Origin of the sequence: Saccharibacillus sp. O23 (genome assembly GCF_002205895.1) — a bacterium.
GTDB lineage: Bacteria > Bacillota > Bacilli > Paenibacillales > Paenibacillaceae > Saccharibacillus.
The window spans coordinates 119,022-134,829 of sequence record NZ_NJDE01000019.1; the positions used below are offsets into that span (position 1 = coordinate 119,022).

11 protein-coding genes and 1 rRNA gene are annotated in these 15,808 nt (G+C 55.7%); 6 read left to right on the plus strand and 6 right to left on the minus strand.

Annotation, left to right across the window (positions count from 1 at the left end; translation table 11 throughout):
* Window positions 1-59 precede the first annotated feature (59 nt).
* Complete coding sequence (locus CDO73_RS20710) at window positions 60-1,835, minus strand: ABC transporter ATP-binding protein (RefSeq protein WP_088490426.1); 1,776 nt, start codon at window positions 1,833-1,835, stop codon at window positions 60-62.
* A gap of 621 nt (window positions 1,836-2,456) precedes the next feature.
* Between CDO73_RS20710 and CDO73_RS20720 the strand changes: the two genes are divergently transcribed.
* A complete protein-coding gene (locus tag CDO73_RS20720; RefSeq protein ID WP_088490428.1) occupies window positions 2,457-2,768 on the plus strand; it encodes a HesB/YadR/YfhF family protein in 312 nt (103 codons plus the stop codon).
* A gap of 122 nt (window positions 2,769-2,890) precedes the next feature.
* Here the strand turns inward: CDO73_RS20720 and CDO73_RS20725 are convergent, their stop codons facing one another.
* Both CDO73_RS20725 and CDO73_RS20730 read right to left on the minus strand, forming a co-directional pair.
* A complete protein-coding gene (locus tag CDO73_RS20725) occupies window positions 2,891-3,397 on the minus strand; it encodes an ADP-heptose synthase (RefSeq protein WP_088490429.1) in 507 nt (168 codons plus the stop codon).
* Between the two features lie 91 nt (window positions 3,398-3,488).
* Window positions 3,489-4,496, minus strand: coding sequence for a YpdA family putative bacillithiol disulfide reductase (locus CDO73_RS20730; protein WP_088490430.1), 1,008 nt, complete (start codon window positions 4,494-4,496; stop codon window positions 3,489-3,491).
* Between the two features lie 572 nt (window positions 4,497-5,068).
* Between CDO73_RS20730 and rsgA the strand changes: the two genes are divergently transcribed.
* The gene (rsgA, locus tag CDO73_RS20735; RefSeq protein WP_256972791.1) at window positions 5,069-6,253 is read left to right on the plus strand and encodes a ribosome small subunit-dependent GTPase A; all 1,185 of its coding nucleotides are present in this window, start codon (window positions 5,069-5,071) and stop codon (window positions 6,251-6,253) included.
* A gap of 36 nt (window positions 6,254-6,289) precedes the next feature.
* On the opposite strand, the gene CDO73_RS20740 is transcribed toward rsgA, so the two are convergent.
* Entirely contained in the window at window positions 6,290-7,519 is a 1,230-nt protein-coding gene (locus CDO73_RS20740; protein WP_088490431.1) for a carbamoyl phosphate synthase small subunit, read from the minus strand.
* A 155-nt stretch (window positions 7,520-7,674) separates the two neighbouring features.
* The gene (locus tag CDO73_RS20745; RefSeq protein ID WP_088490432.1) at window positions 7,675-8,010 is read right to left on the minus strand and encodes a hypothetical protein; all 336 of its coding nucleotides are present in this window, start codon (window positions 8,008-8,010) and stop codon (window positions 7,675-7,677) included.
* A gap of 204 nt (window positions 8,011-8,214) precedes the next feature.
* On the opposite strand from CDO73_RS20745, the gene CDO73_RS20750 reads away from it, so the two are divergent.
* The 3 genes from CDO73_RS20750 to odhB all read left to right on the plus strand — a co-directional run bounded on the left by CDO73_RS20750 (window position 8,215) and on the right by odhB (window position 13,568).
* A complete protein-coding gene (locus CDO73_RS20750; RefSeq protein ID WP_088490433.1) occupies window positions 8,215-9,060 on the plus strand; it encodes a PPK2 family polyphosphate kinase in 846 nt (281 codons plus the stop codon).
* Window positions 9,061-9,361: 301 nt separating this feature from the next.
* On the plus strand, window positions 9,362-12,241 hold the full coding sequence (locus CDO73_RS20755; protein WP_088490434.1) for a 2-oxoglutarate dehydrogenase E1 component: 2,880 nt from the start codon (window positions 9,362-9,364) through the stop codon (window positions 12,239-12,241).
* Window positions 12,242-12,245: 4 nt separating this feature from the next.
* A complete protein-coding gene (gene odhB / locus CDO73_RS20760; protein WP_088490435.1) occupies window positions 12,246-13,568 on the plus strand; it encodes a 2-oxoglutarate dehydrogenase complex dihydrolipoyllysine-residue succinyltransferase in 1,323 nt (440 codons plus the stop codon).
* 115 nt (window positions 13,569-13,683) lie between these two features.
* On the opposite strand, the gene CDO73_RS20765 is transcribed toward odhB, so the two are convergent.
* Window positions 13,684-14,793 carry an AI-2E family transporter gene (locus CDO73_RS20765; RefSeq protein WP_088490436.1) on the minus strand — a complete coding sequence of 370 codons (1,110 nt, stop codon included), beginning with the start codon at window positions 14,791-14,793 and terminating at the stop codon, window positions 13,684-13,686.
* Between the two features lie 697 nt (window positions 14,794-15,490).
* Here CDO73_RS20765 and CDO73_RS20770 point away from each other — a divergent pair.
* Window positions 15,491-15,808, plus strand: a 16S ribosomal RNA gene (locus CDO73_RS20770); the annotation flags it as partial.

The window sequence follows — 15,808 nt, forward strand, 5'->3', positions numbered from 1 at the left end:
ACAACCTTCGAGCGGATTTCTTGTTGGGAACGGCTGCGGTTTCTTCCGGGCGTTCCCCGTTAAATGCTTCCATGATCGGTGTGCACCTCCTCGGAGGAGAGATTGGATTCTACCTGTTGACGTTCGTATTGTTCGCGGTACCAGCCGTCGCGGGCGATCAGTTCGGCATGGGTACCTTCTTCCACGATACGTCCCCGTTCCAGCACGACGATATGGTCGGCGTGTTCGACGGCGGACAGGCGGTGAGTGGAGATCAGCGTGGTCTTGCCCGCGCGTTTCTCCCGGATATTCTGAATGATGCGCGCTTCGGTGCGGGCATCGACGGCGGATAAAGCATCGTCGAGAATCAAGATCTGCGGTTCGGCGATAAAAGCGCGAGCGAGCGAGACCCGCTGCTTCTGGCCGCCGGAGAGCGAGACGCCCCGTTCGCCGACCTTGGTCTCCAGCCCGTCGGACAGCGTCTCGAGATCGCCGGCGAACGCGGCGGTCCGGATCGCTTCCATGATCTCGGCATCGTCGGCGTCATGCTTGCCGTAGCGGATATTTTCCCGCACGGTCTTGGAGAACAGGATTTGTTCCTGCGGCACGTAACCGATCCAACCGTGCAGGCGGTCTTTGCCGATCGATTGAATGGGCGTGTCGGCGAACAGGATCTCGCCCGTACCCGTCGGGTATTCGTGCAGCAGCTGCTTGAGCAGCGTCGATTTGCCGCTGCCGGTCCGTCCGACGACGCCGAGCGTCTGTCCGGCGCGGAGCTTCAAGTCGACATGCTCCAGATTGTCGAACGTCGACGTCGGATAGCGGAACGTGACGTCGCGGAATTCGATCGTGTCCGGCGCCGCGACTTCCGTCGGCTCCGCCGGATCTTCGATATCCGCTTTGGTGAACAGCACTTCGTTAACCCGGTCGAGCGAAGCGCCGCCCCGCTGCATGATATTGATAAGTTCGCCGATCGCGAACATCGGCCAGATCATCATGCCCAGATACATATTGAAGGTTACCAGGTCGCCGAGCGTCAGTTCGCTGCGGAAGACGAGGTAGATGCCGTAAGATAAGCCGATCAGATAGCTGAGACCGACGCACAGACGGATGTAAGGCTCGAATACCGCGTCGACCCGCGCGACCGCGAGATTTTTGCGGTACACGTCGTTCGTGATGTCGGAGAAACGTTTCTCGTCATGGCGTTCTTGCACGTAAGCGCGGATCACGCGGATGCCCGCGACCGATTCCAGCACTTGGTCGTTCATGTCGCCGAACGAGTCTTGAGCGACCGTATAACGTTGATGAATGATTTTGCCGTAGATGCTCATGCCGATCGCGATGAACGGCAGAGGGATCAGCGCGGCGAGCGTCAGCTTCCAACTGACGATGAAGCCCATGGCGAGCAGCACGGTCAGCAGGAACAGCGTGGAGTCGGTCAGCGTGAGCATGCCGAATCCCGCCGTCATGGCGACGGCCCGCAGGTCGTTGGTCGCCCGGGCCATCAGATCGCCGGTCCGGTTCCGTTCGAAGAACGGAGGCGTCATCCGAAGCAGATGCGCCATGAAGCGGCTGCGCAGCAGCCGTTCCACGAGGTTGGAGCCGCCGAACAGCTGGCGCATCCATATGTACGTGATGCCGTACATGATGGCGAGCAGCGCGATAATGCCGCCGATGTACATGAAGAGGCGCTCAGAGGTGATCAAGCCGCCGGCGATATCGTCGACGGCCGTGCCGATCAGCCGGGGCGGAAGGAGTTCGATGACGCCGACCAGAACGAGGAAGAAGACCCCGATCAGATAACGCCTTTTTTCCTGCCGGAAGAACCAGCCGAGATTGCGAAGGACGGAAAACATTCCATCACTTCCTTTCTTCGTTTACGATAGATTTACCAATCATTTTTGCTTGAAACCGCAAAAAAGCATACCGCGGCGCGCGCGATATGCTTAAAAAACGATCCATATGGCGGACGATGTGGCGAAGCCGCACGTCACGCGTTTTTCCAAGTCGGCACGTCCCGAATTCCCGCAGGAAAGGGCGTCAGGCCGACAAAGATCGGACGGAGGCTGCATCGATATGAAGTTCAAAAAGAGCGCGCAGCGTACGGGAAGCATCGGTATGACGAACAGCCAGTCTTTTTTTGAACGCGGACATCGAATTCACTCCTTCCTGATTTTTAATGATCGCAAAATGATCTCGTATGCCCCTGATTCTAGCACCGTATCTCAGAAAAAGTCAACGAAAAAGTTTTCTATTGTGAACGAAATGTGAACAAATGTATTCGGAAACGCTCGCTCGGCAAGTTGAAACTTGAAAAATTCTCGTTTTTTTGCTTGCCCGTATGCTGAAAAAGAGATTGAAAACAAAGCGAAAACGAAATGAAAGATTTGTCGCCAAACGCGTTGTGGGGTATGATAAAAAGCAAAGGCGTTCGAAAACGGACGCTGCCGTCAACGAACGAAGGAGGGAAACGCGAGATGAGTCTTAACGTCACGCCGCAGGCCGCCGATTGGTACAAAAAAGAGCTGGGATTGCAAGCCGGCGATTATATTCGGTTTTATGCCCGTTACAGCAACACTAGCGATATCCATCCGGGTTTTTCGCTCGGGATCACGACCGAAAGTCCGAACAAACCGGGACTCACGCAGTCTTCGGAAGGCATCACGTTCTACATGGAGGAGAAAGATCTCTGGTATCTGGACGGTTATCGCCTCAACGTGACTTATCTGCCCGAACACGACGACATTCTGTACGGCTACGAGCAGGAAACCGCGCGGGCCGCTAACTGAAACGGATCGATAAACGGAATGCGCGCACAAAAAAGACGAACGGCCGGATCTCCGGCACGTTCGTCTTTTTTCGGTTTATCCGACTCCGTGCATGTCAAACGGATCCGAAGAGCGAATCGGCTCTACAGATGCGCGGTGCCTTCCAGCGCGAATTCGAAATCGTCGATATCGAACACCTGAACCGGCACCGAAGCGGAGATGATGCGTTGAATCATCTCGAGCTGATCGGTCAGCACCGGAGCTTCTTCCTTGATCGCCGACAACAGCACTTCCGTCTCGATCGGATCGAACAATTCGCCGTAATGGGCATTGTCGACCGCGTTGACGATCGTGAGCTTGATCTGTTCGCCGAGCAGGATCGGAGCGCTTTTCGCCCAAGGCACGGTCAGCGCTTTTTGGATTTTTTTCTTGTTCAGCGGCTCTTCGAAATAAGCGATGAGTTCTTTCACTTTTTCTTTGACGAATTTATCGTCGCCCGGCTCGTTCATGAGCGGTTCGGAGCCTTCTTCGAATTCGTAAAGTTCCAGTACGGTCGTGTACGGAACGATGTATTCGACCGGACGGTTCGCCGAGAGCAATTGCCCGTAAATGGCGACCATGACGGCTTCGATGACGAAACGTTGAGACATAAGCAGCGGTCCTCCTAGCGGCCGGCCCGTATAACGATCGGCGCGGCCTATTCCTCTTATGTGGGAAGTATAGCACAAGAAGACAGCGAAATCAGCCTTTTGCGGACTTTTCGCCCGTATTCGCCCGCTTGGCGATATGCTCGGCAATCAAGCCGCCGTGAAGGCGTCCGCTCTCGATAAACACTTCGTTCGCGTTGCGTCCCGATGCGATAACGCCCGCCACGTACAATCCCGGAACGCCGGTCTCCATCGTTTCCGGATCGAATACCGGCTTGTCCAGATCGTCCGACATTTGCGCGCCGGCTTCCGTCAACAGCTTGCGGTCCGGCCGGAAACCCGTCATGGCGAGGACGAAGTCGTTCGGGATTCGCGCTTCGCCTTCCGGACCTTGCACGACGACGTAATCTTCGCCGATCTCGGTCAATTTGGAACCCAGATGCAGCGTGATCTTGCCTTTGGCGACCATGCCTTCGAACAACGGCCGAACCCAAGGTTTGATATGCTGCGAAATTTCGGTCCGGCGGTAGACCATATCGATCTTCGCGCCGACGCGGATCAGTTCGAGAGCGGCATCCACCGCGGAATTGCTGCCGCCTACGATCGCGACCCTCATTCCCGCGTACGGATGCGCTTCGCGGAAATAATGAGTGACTTTGTCTTTGTCTTCGCCGGGTATGCCGAGTTCGTTAGGGTGGTCGAAGTATCCCGTCGAGATCACCACGCTGCCGGCTTCGTACGTATGCGCGTTGCCCGCCCGGTCCCGCGTTTCGACGATGAAGCTTCCGTCTTCCTGCGGCTTGACGGCCAATGCTTCCTCGTAAGAGGAAATGCTGAGGTTATACCGTTCGGCGACGCGGCGGTAATAGGCCAGCGCTTCGTGACGGAACGGTTTTTCGTTCGGAGAGGTGAACGGCACGTCGCCGATCTCGAGCAGTTGGGCCGTGCTGAAAAATTGCATGTTCGTCGGATACAGATAAATCGAGTGGACCACGTTGTGTTTTTCGATGATTCGGACGGATAGGCCGCGGCGGCCGCATTCGATCGCGGCGGACAATCCGCAGGGCCCCGCACCGATAATCAGGACATCTTCTTTTGCCATATCTTCGTTTGTTCCTCCTTGAAATGCCGTGCTCTCCGCCAGTGCGGACATTCCCGACTCTTGATTAGACGCGTTGCGCGCTCCATGTTTATTATCTCGCAAAGCGCCGGCTTCGTCCAACGGGAAACGCGGCAAAACGGCGGGTCCGAAAAAAATCGCTTGACAATATTTTCGACGCTCCGCTAGAATGAGTGGCAAATGCCGACGAGAGGAGAGATGAGTTATGGGAACTTTACATTCGATTGTGATTAGAGGTCGCAAACTCTCTCCAAATCCGGCGATGCGAACGGATAGCTTCAGCTTCTGATCTTCCGCGGAGGAAGATCGGAAGCTCGGCGCTCCGCGGCGTAACGCTGACGGATGCTGCCTGTTCATGCCCGAAGTTTCGCGCTTTTGCGCGGCGGAACTCGGCCAGACCGGATCAAGGCAGCCGGGGAGAGAACTCTCCCCGGCTTTTTTGCGTCGTTTTTTCGGAGAAGCCTCGAATGGGGAGAGAGTCGGAGAGTCTGCAAGTACGCTTGGCGAATTCGCTGGGCGAAGTCTGTCCCATCTCACTATATTCGGAGGAATTTATGAATAATCAAATGAATAAGCATCAAACGAACACTCGAACGGAAGAACGCATGATGCAAGCTTCCGAGCACGAAAAACAATCGGAAAACCCGCCGTTCCCGAATGCGTACGGTTGGGATGCCGGCTGGCAGAAAACATGGGAAGAGAGCGGTTATGCGCATGCCGGTCTTACGCCGGTACGGATGACGGCCGATTACGGCCAGCAGTTCAAGGTCGCGACCGCCCAAGGCGAATACACGGCCGAGACCAGCGGCAAACTGCGGCATGACAGCGAGAGCGGCTCGGAACTTCCCGCGGTCGGCGATTGGCTGGCGGCGGAGCTGCTGCCGGGCGAACGGCGCGCGCGCATTCGCGGCGTACTGCCGCGCCGCAGCAAAATCTCCCGCAAAGCGGCCGGAACCCCGGTGCGCGAACAAATCGTTTCGACCAACGTCGATATCTTGTTTTTGGTCGCCTCGCTCAATTACGATCTGAATATTCGCCGGATGGAACGTTATCTGATCATGGCTTGGAATGCCGGAACGCAGCCCGTGATCTTGTTGAGCAAATCCGATTTGTGCGACGCCGAATTTCGCGATCGTGCCGTGGCGGAAGTGTCGGCAGCAGCGCCGGGCGTACACGTGCATGTGGTCAGCGCGCAGACCGGCGAAGGCATGAGCGAAGTCGCCGCTTATTTCTCCGGAGGCCGGAGCTGCGCGTTGGCCGGCACGTCGGGCTGCGGCAAATCGACGTTGACCAACGCGCTGCTCGGCGGCGACGTTCAGCGAACCGGCGGCATTCGCGAAGACGACAGCCGTGGGCGGCATACCACGACCCATCGTCAGATGTTCGCAATTCCCGGCGGAGGCGTATTGATCGATACCCCGGGAATGCGGGAATTGCAGCTCTGGGAAGGCGAAGAAGACGGATTGTCCGGCACGTTCTCGGACATCGACGCGCTGGCGGAGAACTGCCGATTCCGGGACTGCACGCATAACCGCGAAGAAGGCTGCGCCGTGCGGGAAGCGGTCGAGCTCGGGGAGCTGGAACCGGGCCGTCTGGCCGGTTATCGCAAGACCGAGCGGGAACTGGCTTTTCACGAACGCAAAGAAAAAAGCCGTTCTTCCGCCGGACGCCCTGCCGGAAACGGCAAACGGGATCAGCGGAAAGAACGGCGCAGCAAAAGCTGGCTGAACGAAGATTAAGGAAAGCAATCTCGAAAAGCTAAACCGAAACGAACATCAGTAAGCGGACGGAGCAAGCACTTTCTCGATCGGAGAAGCGGCACCGTCCGCTTCTTTGCGCTGCGGATGGCGATCGGCGGCTGCGGCGCGGGAACGTTTGGCGGAAACGGCGGCCGTTTTGGCTTTGGCGGTAGACGACACGAACGGCGCGCGGCTTGCTTTGAATTCGTCGATCATCTGAAGGAACTCGTCGAACAAACGGTTGCTGTCCGTCGGACCCGGCGCGGCTTCCGGATGGAATTGCACCGAAAAAGCGGGAGCATGCTTATGTTTGAGTCCTTCGACGCTGCCGTCGTTATTATTGATATGCGTGATCTCCAGTTCGGTTTCTTGCAGCGTTTCTTCCAATACGGAGTAGCTGTGATTCTGCGACGTGATCAGGCAGCGGCCGGTCGAGACTTCTTTGACCGGATGATTCGAGCCGCGATGGCCGAATTTGAGTTTGGACGTGTCCGCGCCGGAAGCCAAAGCGAACAACTGATGTCCCAAACAGATGCCGAACAGCGGCAGTTTGCCGATCAATTCGCGTACGGTCGCGATGGCTTCGGGCACGTCTTTCGGATCTCCGGGACCGTTGGACAGCAGAACGCCGTCCGGATTGAAACGTTCGATATCGGCGACGTTCGCCGTATGCGGAACGACCACGACGTCGCAGCCTCGATCGCCCAATTCGCGCACGATGCCGGATTTGCTGCCGTAATCGATGACCACGACGCGCTGCTTCGTGCCGGGCACGCGGTAAGAACGCGGCGTGGAGACGCGGCTGACCTGATCGTGCGGAGCGGCGGTCTCGCGCAGCTGTTCCAACAGCTCTTCGACGCTTGCCGAACCGGTCGTGATCAGACCGCGCAGCGTGCCGCGGTCGCGCAAGCGACGGGTCAACATACGCGTATCGATATCCGAAATGCCGGGAATGTCGTATTCCTTCAGCAGCGTGCCGAGATCGTATTCGGAACGCCAATTGCTCGGAGCCGTCTCGTAACGGCGCACCGCGAATCCGTGAATCCACGGACGAATCGCTTCGAAGTCTTCGCGGTTGATCCCGTAATTGCCGATCAACGGCTGCGTCATCGTCACGATCTGTCCGCAGTAGGACGGGTCGGAGAGCACTTCCTGATAGCCCGTGATTCCCGTATTAAAGACGACCTCTCCGGTCATCTGTTTGTCGCTGCCGAACGAAGTTCCCGTCAGCAGCGTTCCGTCTTCCAATATCAATCTGGCTTTCATGCCGTTTCCCTCCCTAAGCTGCGCGCCTCTATAAAGTCGTGTTTCTGCTCGTGCAGAAAGCTTCGTTAATTTCGTTTAACTAAATATACGACAATAAGAATAAATATGCAAACTATTCATGTAAAAAAGCAGGCGTCCGCCTGCTTTTTCTAAAATCAGACTTGATGAAGCTTGCGAAGTTGGCCCGGCACGATCCGTCCGATCTTGCGGCGCGCCGGCGCTTCGGCGACGGTTTCGGGCTTGGCCGCCGGCACATAAACGTCGTTATACCGGTCGCTGTCCGAATCGTATTCCACCAGAAAACGGTGAGGGTGCATGCATGCCGCGCATATCGTATTTCCTTCCAACAGCAGGCGGCCCGGCTCCCGCGAGATCAATTTCATCCAAGCGACCGTGCCGCTGATGTAGCGGGCCCCGTTCGGTCCGAATGCGCCGGTGCATTCGAAGCTTCGGTCGCAATGCGCGCAGACGCAGCTTTTTTTGAGAAACATGACCCTTCCTCCTTCTCCGGTTACTTTTAATGGTCAACGAACGAAAAATATGCTTGACAGAATATTACCACGGGCTTTTTTCTTGAAACTTTTTCGCGCGAATCGTATATCCGAAACGGCTCCTGACGAAATCCGGCGACAAAAACGAATAAAACGGGTATTAATAGAAGGTGGGCAAGAACCCCTGCGAAGGAGTGGTAAACAATGAAGACCAAGACGCAGTTATGCACCGGGGACAAAGTCCGCTTGAACCGGATCGATACGGATTACGATGCCGGCGAGCGCCCCGACGATGCCGACATCGCAGCGAAAAAGAAAAAGCTGAACAAAAAGTTGGAACATTTGCAGGAGAAATTGTTCTCGTCGCGCGGCCATGCGGTATTGTTCGTGTTTCAAGGCATGGATTGCAGCGGCAAAGACGGAACGATCAACCATGTCTTCTCCGAAGTCAATCCGCAGGGCGTGCTGACGCACAGCTTCAAAGCGCCGACCGACGAGGAACTGGGCCACGATTATCTTTGGCGCGCGCATCGGCAGGTCCCGCCGCTCGGATACATCGGAGCGTTCAACCGTTCGTACTACGAAGACGTCCTGATCTCTCGCGTGCACGGGACGATCGACGACGATAAAGCTCGCCGGCGTTTTTCGCAGATCAACGACTTCGAGAAAATGCTGACGGAGAACGGCGTGATCGTCGTGAAGGTCTTTTTGCATATTTCCAAACGGTTCCAACTCGAAAAACTGATCGCCCGGATCGAGAATCCGCATAAAAACTGGAAGTTCGATCCGAGCGACCTGGCCGAGCGCAAACATTGGGATCGCTATCAGGAATGTTACGAAGACGTGTTGACCGAATGCGCGAGCAAAAAGCGTCCTTGGCATATCGTGCCGGCGGACGACCGTTCGATGCGGGATCTTGCCGTGCTTCAGATCGCGGTGGATACGCTGGAGAGCCTCGATCTCAAGTTCCCGCCGCCGGTGCCGGAGCTTCAGAAACTTTTGCCGCAACTGCATGCCGAACAACAAGAAGAAAAAGACAAAAGCGAATAATCAAGGAACGGCGGCGAAAGGGATCGGCGAATCCGATTTTGCCGCCGCCGGTCCGCCGCGCGTATCGGTTCGTCCGAATGAACGGTTCTCGAATCGACTGAGGGGTCAAAGCGTACGAAAATAGTCAACGCTTACATGGCCCCGTCAGTTCCGGCAAAAATTTAGCAAGTAACGTCCTCAATAAATTGAACTTGCTAGCAAAAAGGGGTACAATCGAGAAGTAAACGCTTTGTTCACCAATTTGTAAAAAGTAATCTACTGGGAATCGGCTTTTGCAAACACAAGACGGAGGGTGGCAGCGATGACGGAACAATTTTCGAACACGCACGAGCCATGGGAAAAGTATTACGGTCCGAACCTCGGATACGTACAAGAGCAGTATGAACGTTATCAGGAGGACCCGGCATCGGTTGAACCTTCCTATCGGGAGCTGTTCGAACGCTTCGGCGCACCGCCGCAGCATCGCGCTTCGGACGCCCCGACGGCGACCGGAACGGGAGGACCCGCGACTCATTCGCAGTCATTAAAGAAAGCGGTTGCAGCAAGCAAGCTGGTATGGAACATTCGCACCTACGGCCATTTGGCCGCCGACATCGACCCGATCGGTCTCGACGAGAAACCGAAAGTGTCGTTCCTCGAGCCGGAGGAAGTCGGATTGACCGAGCAGGATCTGGAGGCTATGCCGGCTTCCTTGATCTGGGAAAACGCACCGGCGGACGTATCGACGGGACTGGACGCGATCCGCAGACTGCGCGAGGTCTACACCGGAACGACGGCTTACGAATTTTCGCACGTGCACGCCGAGCAGGAACGCGAGTGGCTGAATCAACATGCAGAGAATCAGCCTGCCGCCGCGAAACTGTCGCCGGAAGAACGCAAAGAACTTCTGGAGCGCCTGGTGCAGGTCGAACAGTTCGAAGAATTCCTGCATCGCACGTTCGTCGGCCAGAAACGGTTCTCTATCGAAGGAATAGACATGCTGGTGCCGGTCATGGACGAGTTGGCTCGGGGCTTCTCGAACGCGGGAGCGGAACATGTGCTGATGGGCATGGCTCACCGCGGACGTCTGAACGTGCTGGCGCACGTATTGGGCAAGCCGTACGGACGGATTTTTTCCGAATTCCATCACGCCCCTAACAAAGATCTGATCCCTTCCGAAGGTTCGATGGGCATCAACTTCGGCTGGACGGGGGACGTCAAATACCATCTCGGCGAAAAACGGGAGATCGGGGACGACGGCAGAACGACGCGTTTGACGCTGGCCAATAACCCGAGCCACTTGGAATACGTCGATCCGGTCGTGGAAGGCTTCGCGCGCGCGGCTCAAGAAGACCGCAGCGAGCCGGGCTATCCGAAGCAAAATACCAACAAAGCGGCATCGATTCTGGTTCACGGCGATGCGGCGTTCCCGGGCGAAGGCGTTGTGGCGGAAACGCTCAACTTCAATCAGCTTCCGGGCTATCAAAACGGCGGAACGGTACATATCATCGCCAACAACCGACTCGGTTTCACGACCGAAAGCGGCGATTCCCGTTCCACGCATTACGCCAGCGACTTGGCGAAAGGCTACGAAATTCCGGTCGTTCACGTGAACGCGGACGATCCCGAAGCGTGCATCGCGGCCGCGCGTCTGGCTTGCGAATACCGCATGACGTTCAAAAAAGACTTCCTGATCGACCTGATCGGTTACCGCCGCTACGGCCATAACGAAACGGACGATCCGGAAACGACTCAGCCGCTGATCTACAAAAAGGTCAGAGCGCACGATACCGCTGCAACTATCTTTTCAAAAAAATTGCATAAAAGCGGTTTGATTGGCGAGAACGGTCTGGAAGAACTGCGCGCGAAAATCACGGGAATCTTCAAAGAAGAATACGAACAAATGAAGAACGGCAAGCAGGGCGAAAGCCATCCGTTCCCGTTCGCTTCGACCATCGACGAGACGCCGCTCGAATCCGTCCGCACGTCGGTCGAACTGGGCAAACTTCGGTCGATCAACGAGAATCTGCTCAAGCGTCCGGATACGTTTAACGTCTATCCGAAACTCGAGCGTATCTTGCAGCGCCGGCTGAACGGTCTGGACGAAGGCGAAAAAGTGGACTGGGGTCAAGCGGAAACGTTGGCGTTCGCCACGATTTTGTCCGACGGCACGCCGATCCGCATCAGCGGCCAAGACGCCGAACGCGCGACTTTCGCGCATCGGAACCTCGTGCTGCACGATGCGCAGACCGGAGCGACTTATTGCCCGCTGCACGCGCTGCCCGAAGCCAAAGCTTCGTTCGCGATCCATAACAGTCCGCTGTCCGAAGCTTCGGTCATCGGATTCGAATACGGCTATAACGTCTTCTCGCCGCAAACGATGGTCATCTGGGAAGCGCAGTACGGCGACTTTGCGAACGCCGGACAAGTGCTGCTCGACCAATTCGTCATGCCGGGACGTTCCAAATGGGCGCAGAAGTCGAGCTTGATCATGCTGCTGCCGCACGGTTACGAAGGACAAGGACCGGAGCACTCCAGCGCGAGATTGGAGCGTTACCTGCAATTGGCCGGGGAGAACAACTGTACCGTGGTCAGCGTGACGAGCGCGGCGCAGTATTTCCATCTGCTTCGCCGCCAAGCGGCGATGACGACCCGCGAAGACGCCAAACCGTTGGTCGTGATGTCGCCGAAGAGCTTGATCCGGAATCCGCGCGTCGCTTCGCCGGCTTCCGACTTTACGGACGGCAGCTTCAAAGCGACGATCGAACAAAACGGTCTGGGCGATTCGCCGGAACGCGTCACGCGAGTGCTGTTGACCGGAGGCAAAATCTCGGTCGAACTCGAAGACGCGATCGAAAAAGAAGCCGACGCGGATTGGAGCTGGCTGCATATCCTGCGCGTCGAACAGCTGTATCCGTTCCCGGCTCGAGAAGTATCCGAGTTCTTGGCGAAGTTCCCGAATCTCGAAGAGATTTATTGGGTACAGGAAGAACCTCACAACATGGGCGCTTGGCGCTATATCGATCCGAACATTCGGGCCGTCGCGCCGAAAGGCATCGAAGTCACGTACACGGGCAGACCGGAACGTTCCAGCCCGGCAAGCGGCTACCAACACATCCATGCTTTCGAACAGCAGAAGATTATCCAGACGGCCCTGGGCCAAAATTCATCCAAAAAAAATCAAATGAGTTTGGGGAGGTAGCATTGTGAGCGACATCAAAGTACCGGAAATGGGAGAATCCGTTACCGAAGGCACGATTCTGCGCTGGACGGTTGCGGAAGGAGACGCGGTTCAGCAGGGAGACGTGCTGCTCGAATTGGAAACGGATAAAGTCAATCTCGAAGTGAGTGCCGAATCCAGCGGCATTATCGATACGCGTCTGCGTCAAGAAGGCGACACGGTTCAAGTCGGCGAAGTGATCGGACGCATTCGCACGGGCGACGCGGCTTCTTCGACGCCGGGCAGTTCTTCGGCTCCGGCCGCCGAAGCGCCTGCTGCGCCCGCGGAATCGGCTGCTCCGGCAGCTGCGCTGCCGCAGAGCCCCAAAGCCGCCGAAGCGGTCAGCCCGCCGCCGGCGGAAAGCAGCGACGCCTCGGCCAAAGCTTCGCCTGCCGCGCGCAAGCTCGCGCGCGAACGCGGCGTCGAGCTCGGCAGCGTGCCGAGCAGCGACCCGATCGGCCGCGTATACTCCGGCGACGTGAAATCGTTCGCCGAAGGCGGTGCGCCCGCTCAAGGGCAGCCGGCTCCCGCTCAGCCGGCCCAAGCGGCGCCGCAGCCTCCGGCGGCTCCGCCTAAGGCGCAAGCACCGTCGGCGATCGACCCGCTGAAGCCGGTCGATCGCCAGCGCATGTCGCGCCGCCGCCAGACGATCGCGACTCGTCTGGTCGACGCGCAGCATAATGCGGCCATGCTGACGACTTTCAACGAAGTCGACATGACGGCGATTCTGGATGTGCGCAAACGCCGCAAAGACGCGTTCAAACAAAAGTTCGACGTAAACCTCGGTTTCATGTCGTTCTTCACCAAAGCGGTCGTCGGCGCGCTTAAAGCATTCCCGGCCGTAAACGCGGAAATCGACGGCGACGAAGTCGTCTACAAGAAGTTCTACGATATCGGCATCGCCGTATCGGCCAAAGAAGGTCTGGTCGTTCCGGTGGTACGCGATGCGGACCGTCTCGGCTTCGCGGAGATCGAGAAATCGATCGGAGCCTTGGCGACCAAAGCGCGCAACAACCAGTTGGCGCTGTCCGATCTTCAAGGCGGTACGTTCACGATCACGAACGGCGGCGTTTTCGGTTCGCTGCTGTCCACGCCGATCTTGAACGCGCCGCAGGTCGGGATTCTGGGCATGCATAAGATCCAGCTCCGTCCGGTCGCGATCGACGAAGAGCGCATGGAGAACCGCCCGATGATGTATATCGCGCTTTCTTACGACCACCGTATTATCGACGGTGCGGAAGCGGTCAGCTTCCTCGTCAAAGTCAAAGAACTGCTCGAAGATCCGGAAAGCCTGCTGATCGAAAGCTGATTGCTTCGGCAAAACGGATAGCCCGTACGAAAAACCCGCCTGAACATTCGGTTCAGGCGGGTTTTTTTCTTTTATAAAAGTAAGTGTCGAAGATTCGAGGGAAACAAGAACAAATCTAACGAGCATTCGGACGGGCCAATTTGCTGCTTCTATAGAAGCGGTAGAGATGGATCGCAATAATTTTGACGACCATGTAAGAAGGAATAACGATCAAGATCGCGATAAAACCTCCGATAGCGCCGCCGCTGAGCAGAAGAAAAACGGTGGTCAAAGGATGGATATCCAATGCCGAACCGTAAATCATCGGAGAAAGAAGGTTGTTGCGCAGCATTTGCCCCAAGACGATCACGACGATCAGCCAGATGACCGAAGCCGGGGAATCGATAAACCCGACGATCACGACCGGAATCGCTCCCAGATATACCCCGATATAAGGAATCATGTCGGTCAATATGATGAATAGCACCAGCAGCAGCGGGTAAGGAACGCCCACGATCAGGAATCCGATCAGATCGAATACGCCTACGCAAGCCGCAAGCAGTACGCGCCCGACGATAAATCCGCCGAGGGCCGTATCGATGTCTTTAGCCATATCGCGAAACGTTGGGCGATATTTCATCGGCGCGCTGCGAAGCAGAAAAGCATAACCTTTGCGGTCGTCTTTGAGCATGAAGTACAGAATCATCGGGACGGTAGACACCACGAGAAATACCCAAGCGACGACGGATAATGCGCTGGTAAGCGAATTGCTGACGGAGTTGATGACATTCTCCAGATAACCCGACAATTGCTGAGGCAGATTCACCCCGACATCGATATCGTTGATACGCGTTCCCCAGATCTCCTGTTCTTGCACTTTGAGAAGAAGCATCTGGAATTGATTGGAGAAATTCTGAGCCAACTGAGGCAGATTATCCGAGAAGTTAAGAAATTGCGAGCGCAGGATCGGCCACACCCAGATCGCGAATCCCGCAAACACTCCGACGGCCGCAGCGTACAGAAGAAGAATCGACCAAGGACGCCGAATCTTCCAATCGTCCAGCTTGCGAATAATCGGTCGGAAAAGGTAATAAAGAAAAAGAGAAGCCACGATCGGGAAAAAAACCAAACTGAACGCCGCTCTAAGCGGTGCCAAGATGCCCGGAATCTTAGTCAGCAGAAACAAGATGACAAGCACGCTTATAATATGTAGACTTGTGCGCAGAAAACGATCCGACTTGAACATAAAAGCCTCCCCCGAAAATAAAAAGTAAAATAAAAGCAATTTTGAAAAGAAAGCGTTTCATTTGTTAGTGGAATGGCTTATTACTATAGAGAGTCGCTGTTGCTTCTCGAAAACAGGTCTGTAGCTATTATAACCCAAGAGTACTTGAACGGCTTAACTGCACGCGCTAAATCTTGATGAAAGGGAGGAAAACGAAAAAGAGGCTTGCTATCTTGCTTATACGGATGCTATACTACTAAAACGCCTTACATCGAGGCGGATAAAAGATATGGCCGCGAGCAAGCTTTCGAAAGAATCGAAAAGAAAGTTCGAATGAACTTAAAAAAGATTTCGAAAAAAGACTTGCAAAGCAAAAACGAACGTGCTAATATATAAGAGTTGCTGCTGCGAGAAATACTGAGCGGCGGAAACGAGAAATGCCGAGTTTGTTCTTTGAAAACTGGATAACGAGTGAATCAGGAACGAAAAACACGAATCCCAGCCGGGCCAAGTGATTTGGAGTTCCCGCGATAAGCGAAAATCTTTTAAAAGGTTCTAGCGGTTCGCGATAGAGAATATAAGAGAATGAAAATTCTCGCCACGTTTTAAACGAGCACATGGTGCTTTCTTTTAAAGCGAAGACCGAGTGATCGCTTGATCGAAACAAGGGCCCTTCGGGATTCTCGTTTCGAGTCGCGGTCGCGAAGGGATTCGCGACTTAATGGAGAGTTTGATCCTGGCTCAGGACGAACGCTGGCGGCATGCCTAATACATGCAAGTCGAGCGGACTTGATGAAGAAGCTTGCTTCTTCTGATAGTTAGCGGCGGACGGGTGAGTAACACGTAGGCAACCTGCCTTTCAGACTGGGATAACTTCCGGAAACGGATGCTAATACCGGATACATCGTTTCTTCGCATGAAGAGATGAGGAAAGACGGCGCAAGCTGTCACTGAGAGATGGGCCTGCGGCGCATTAGCTAGTTGGTGGGGTAATGGCTCACCAAGGCGACGATGCGTAGCCGACCTGAGAGGGTGG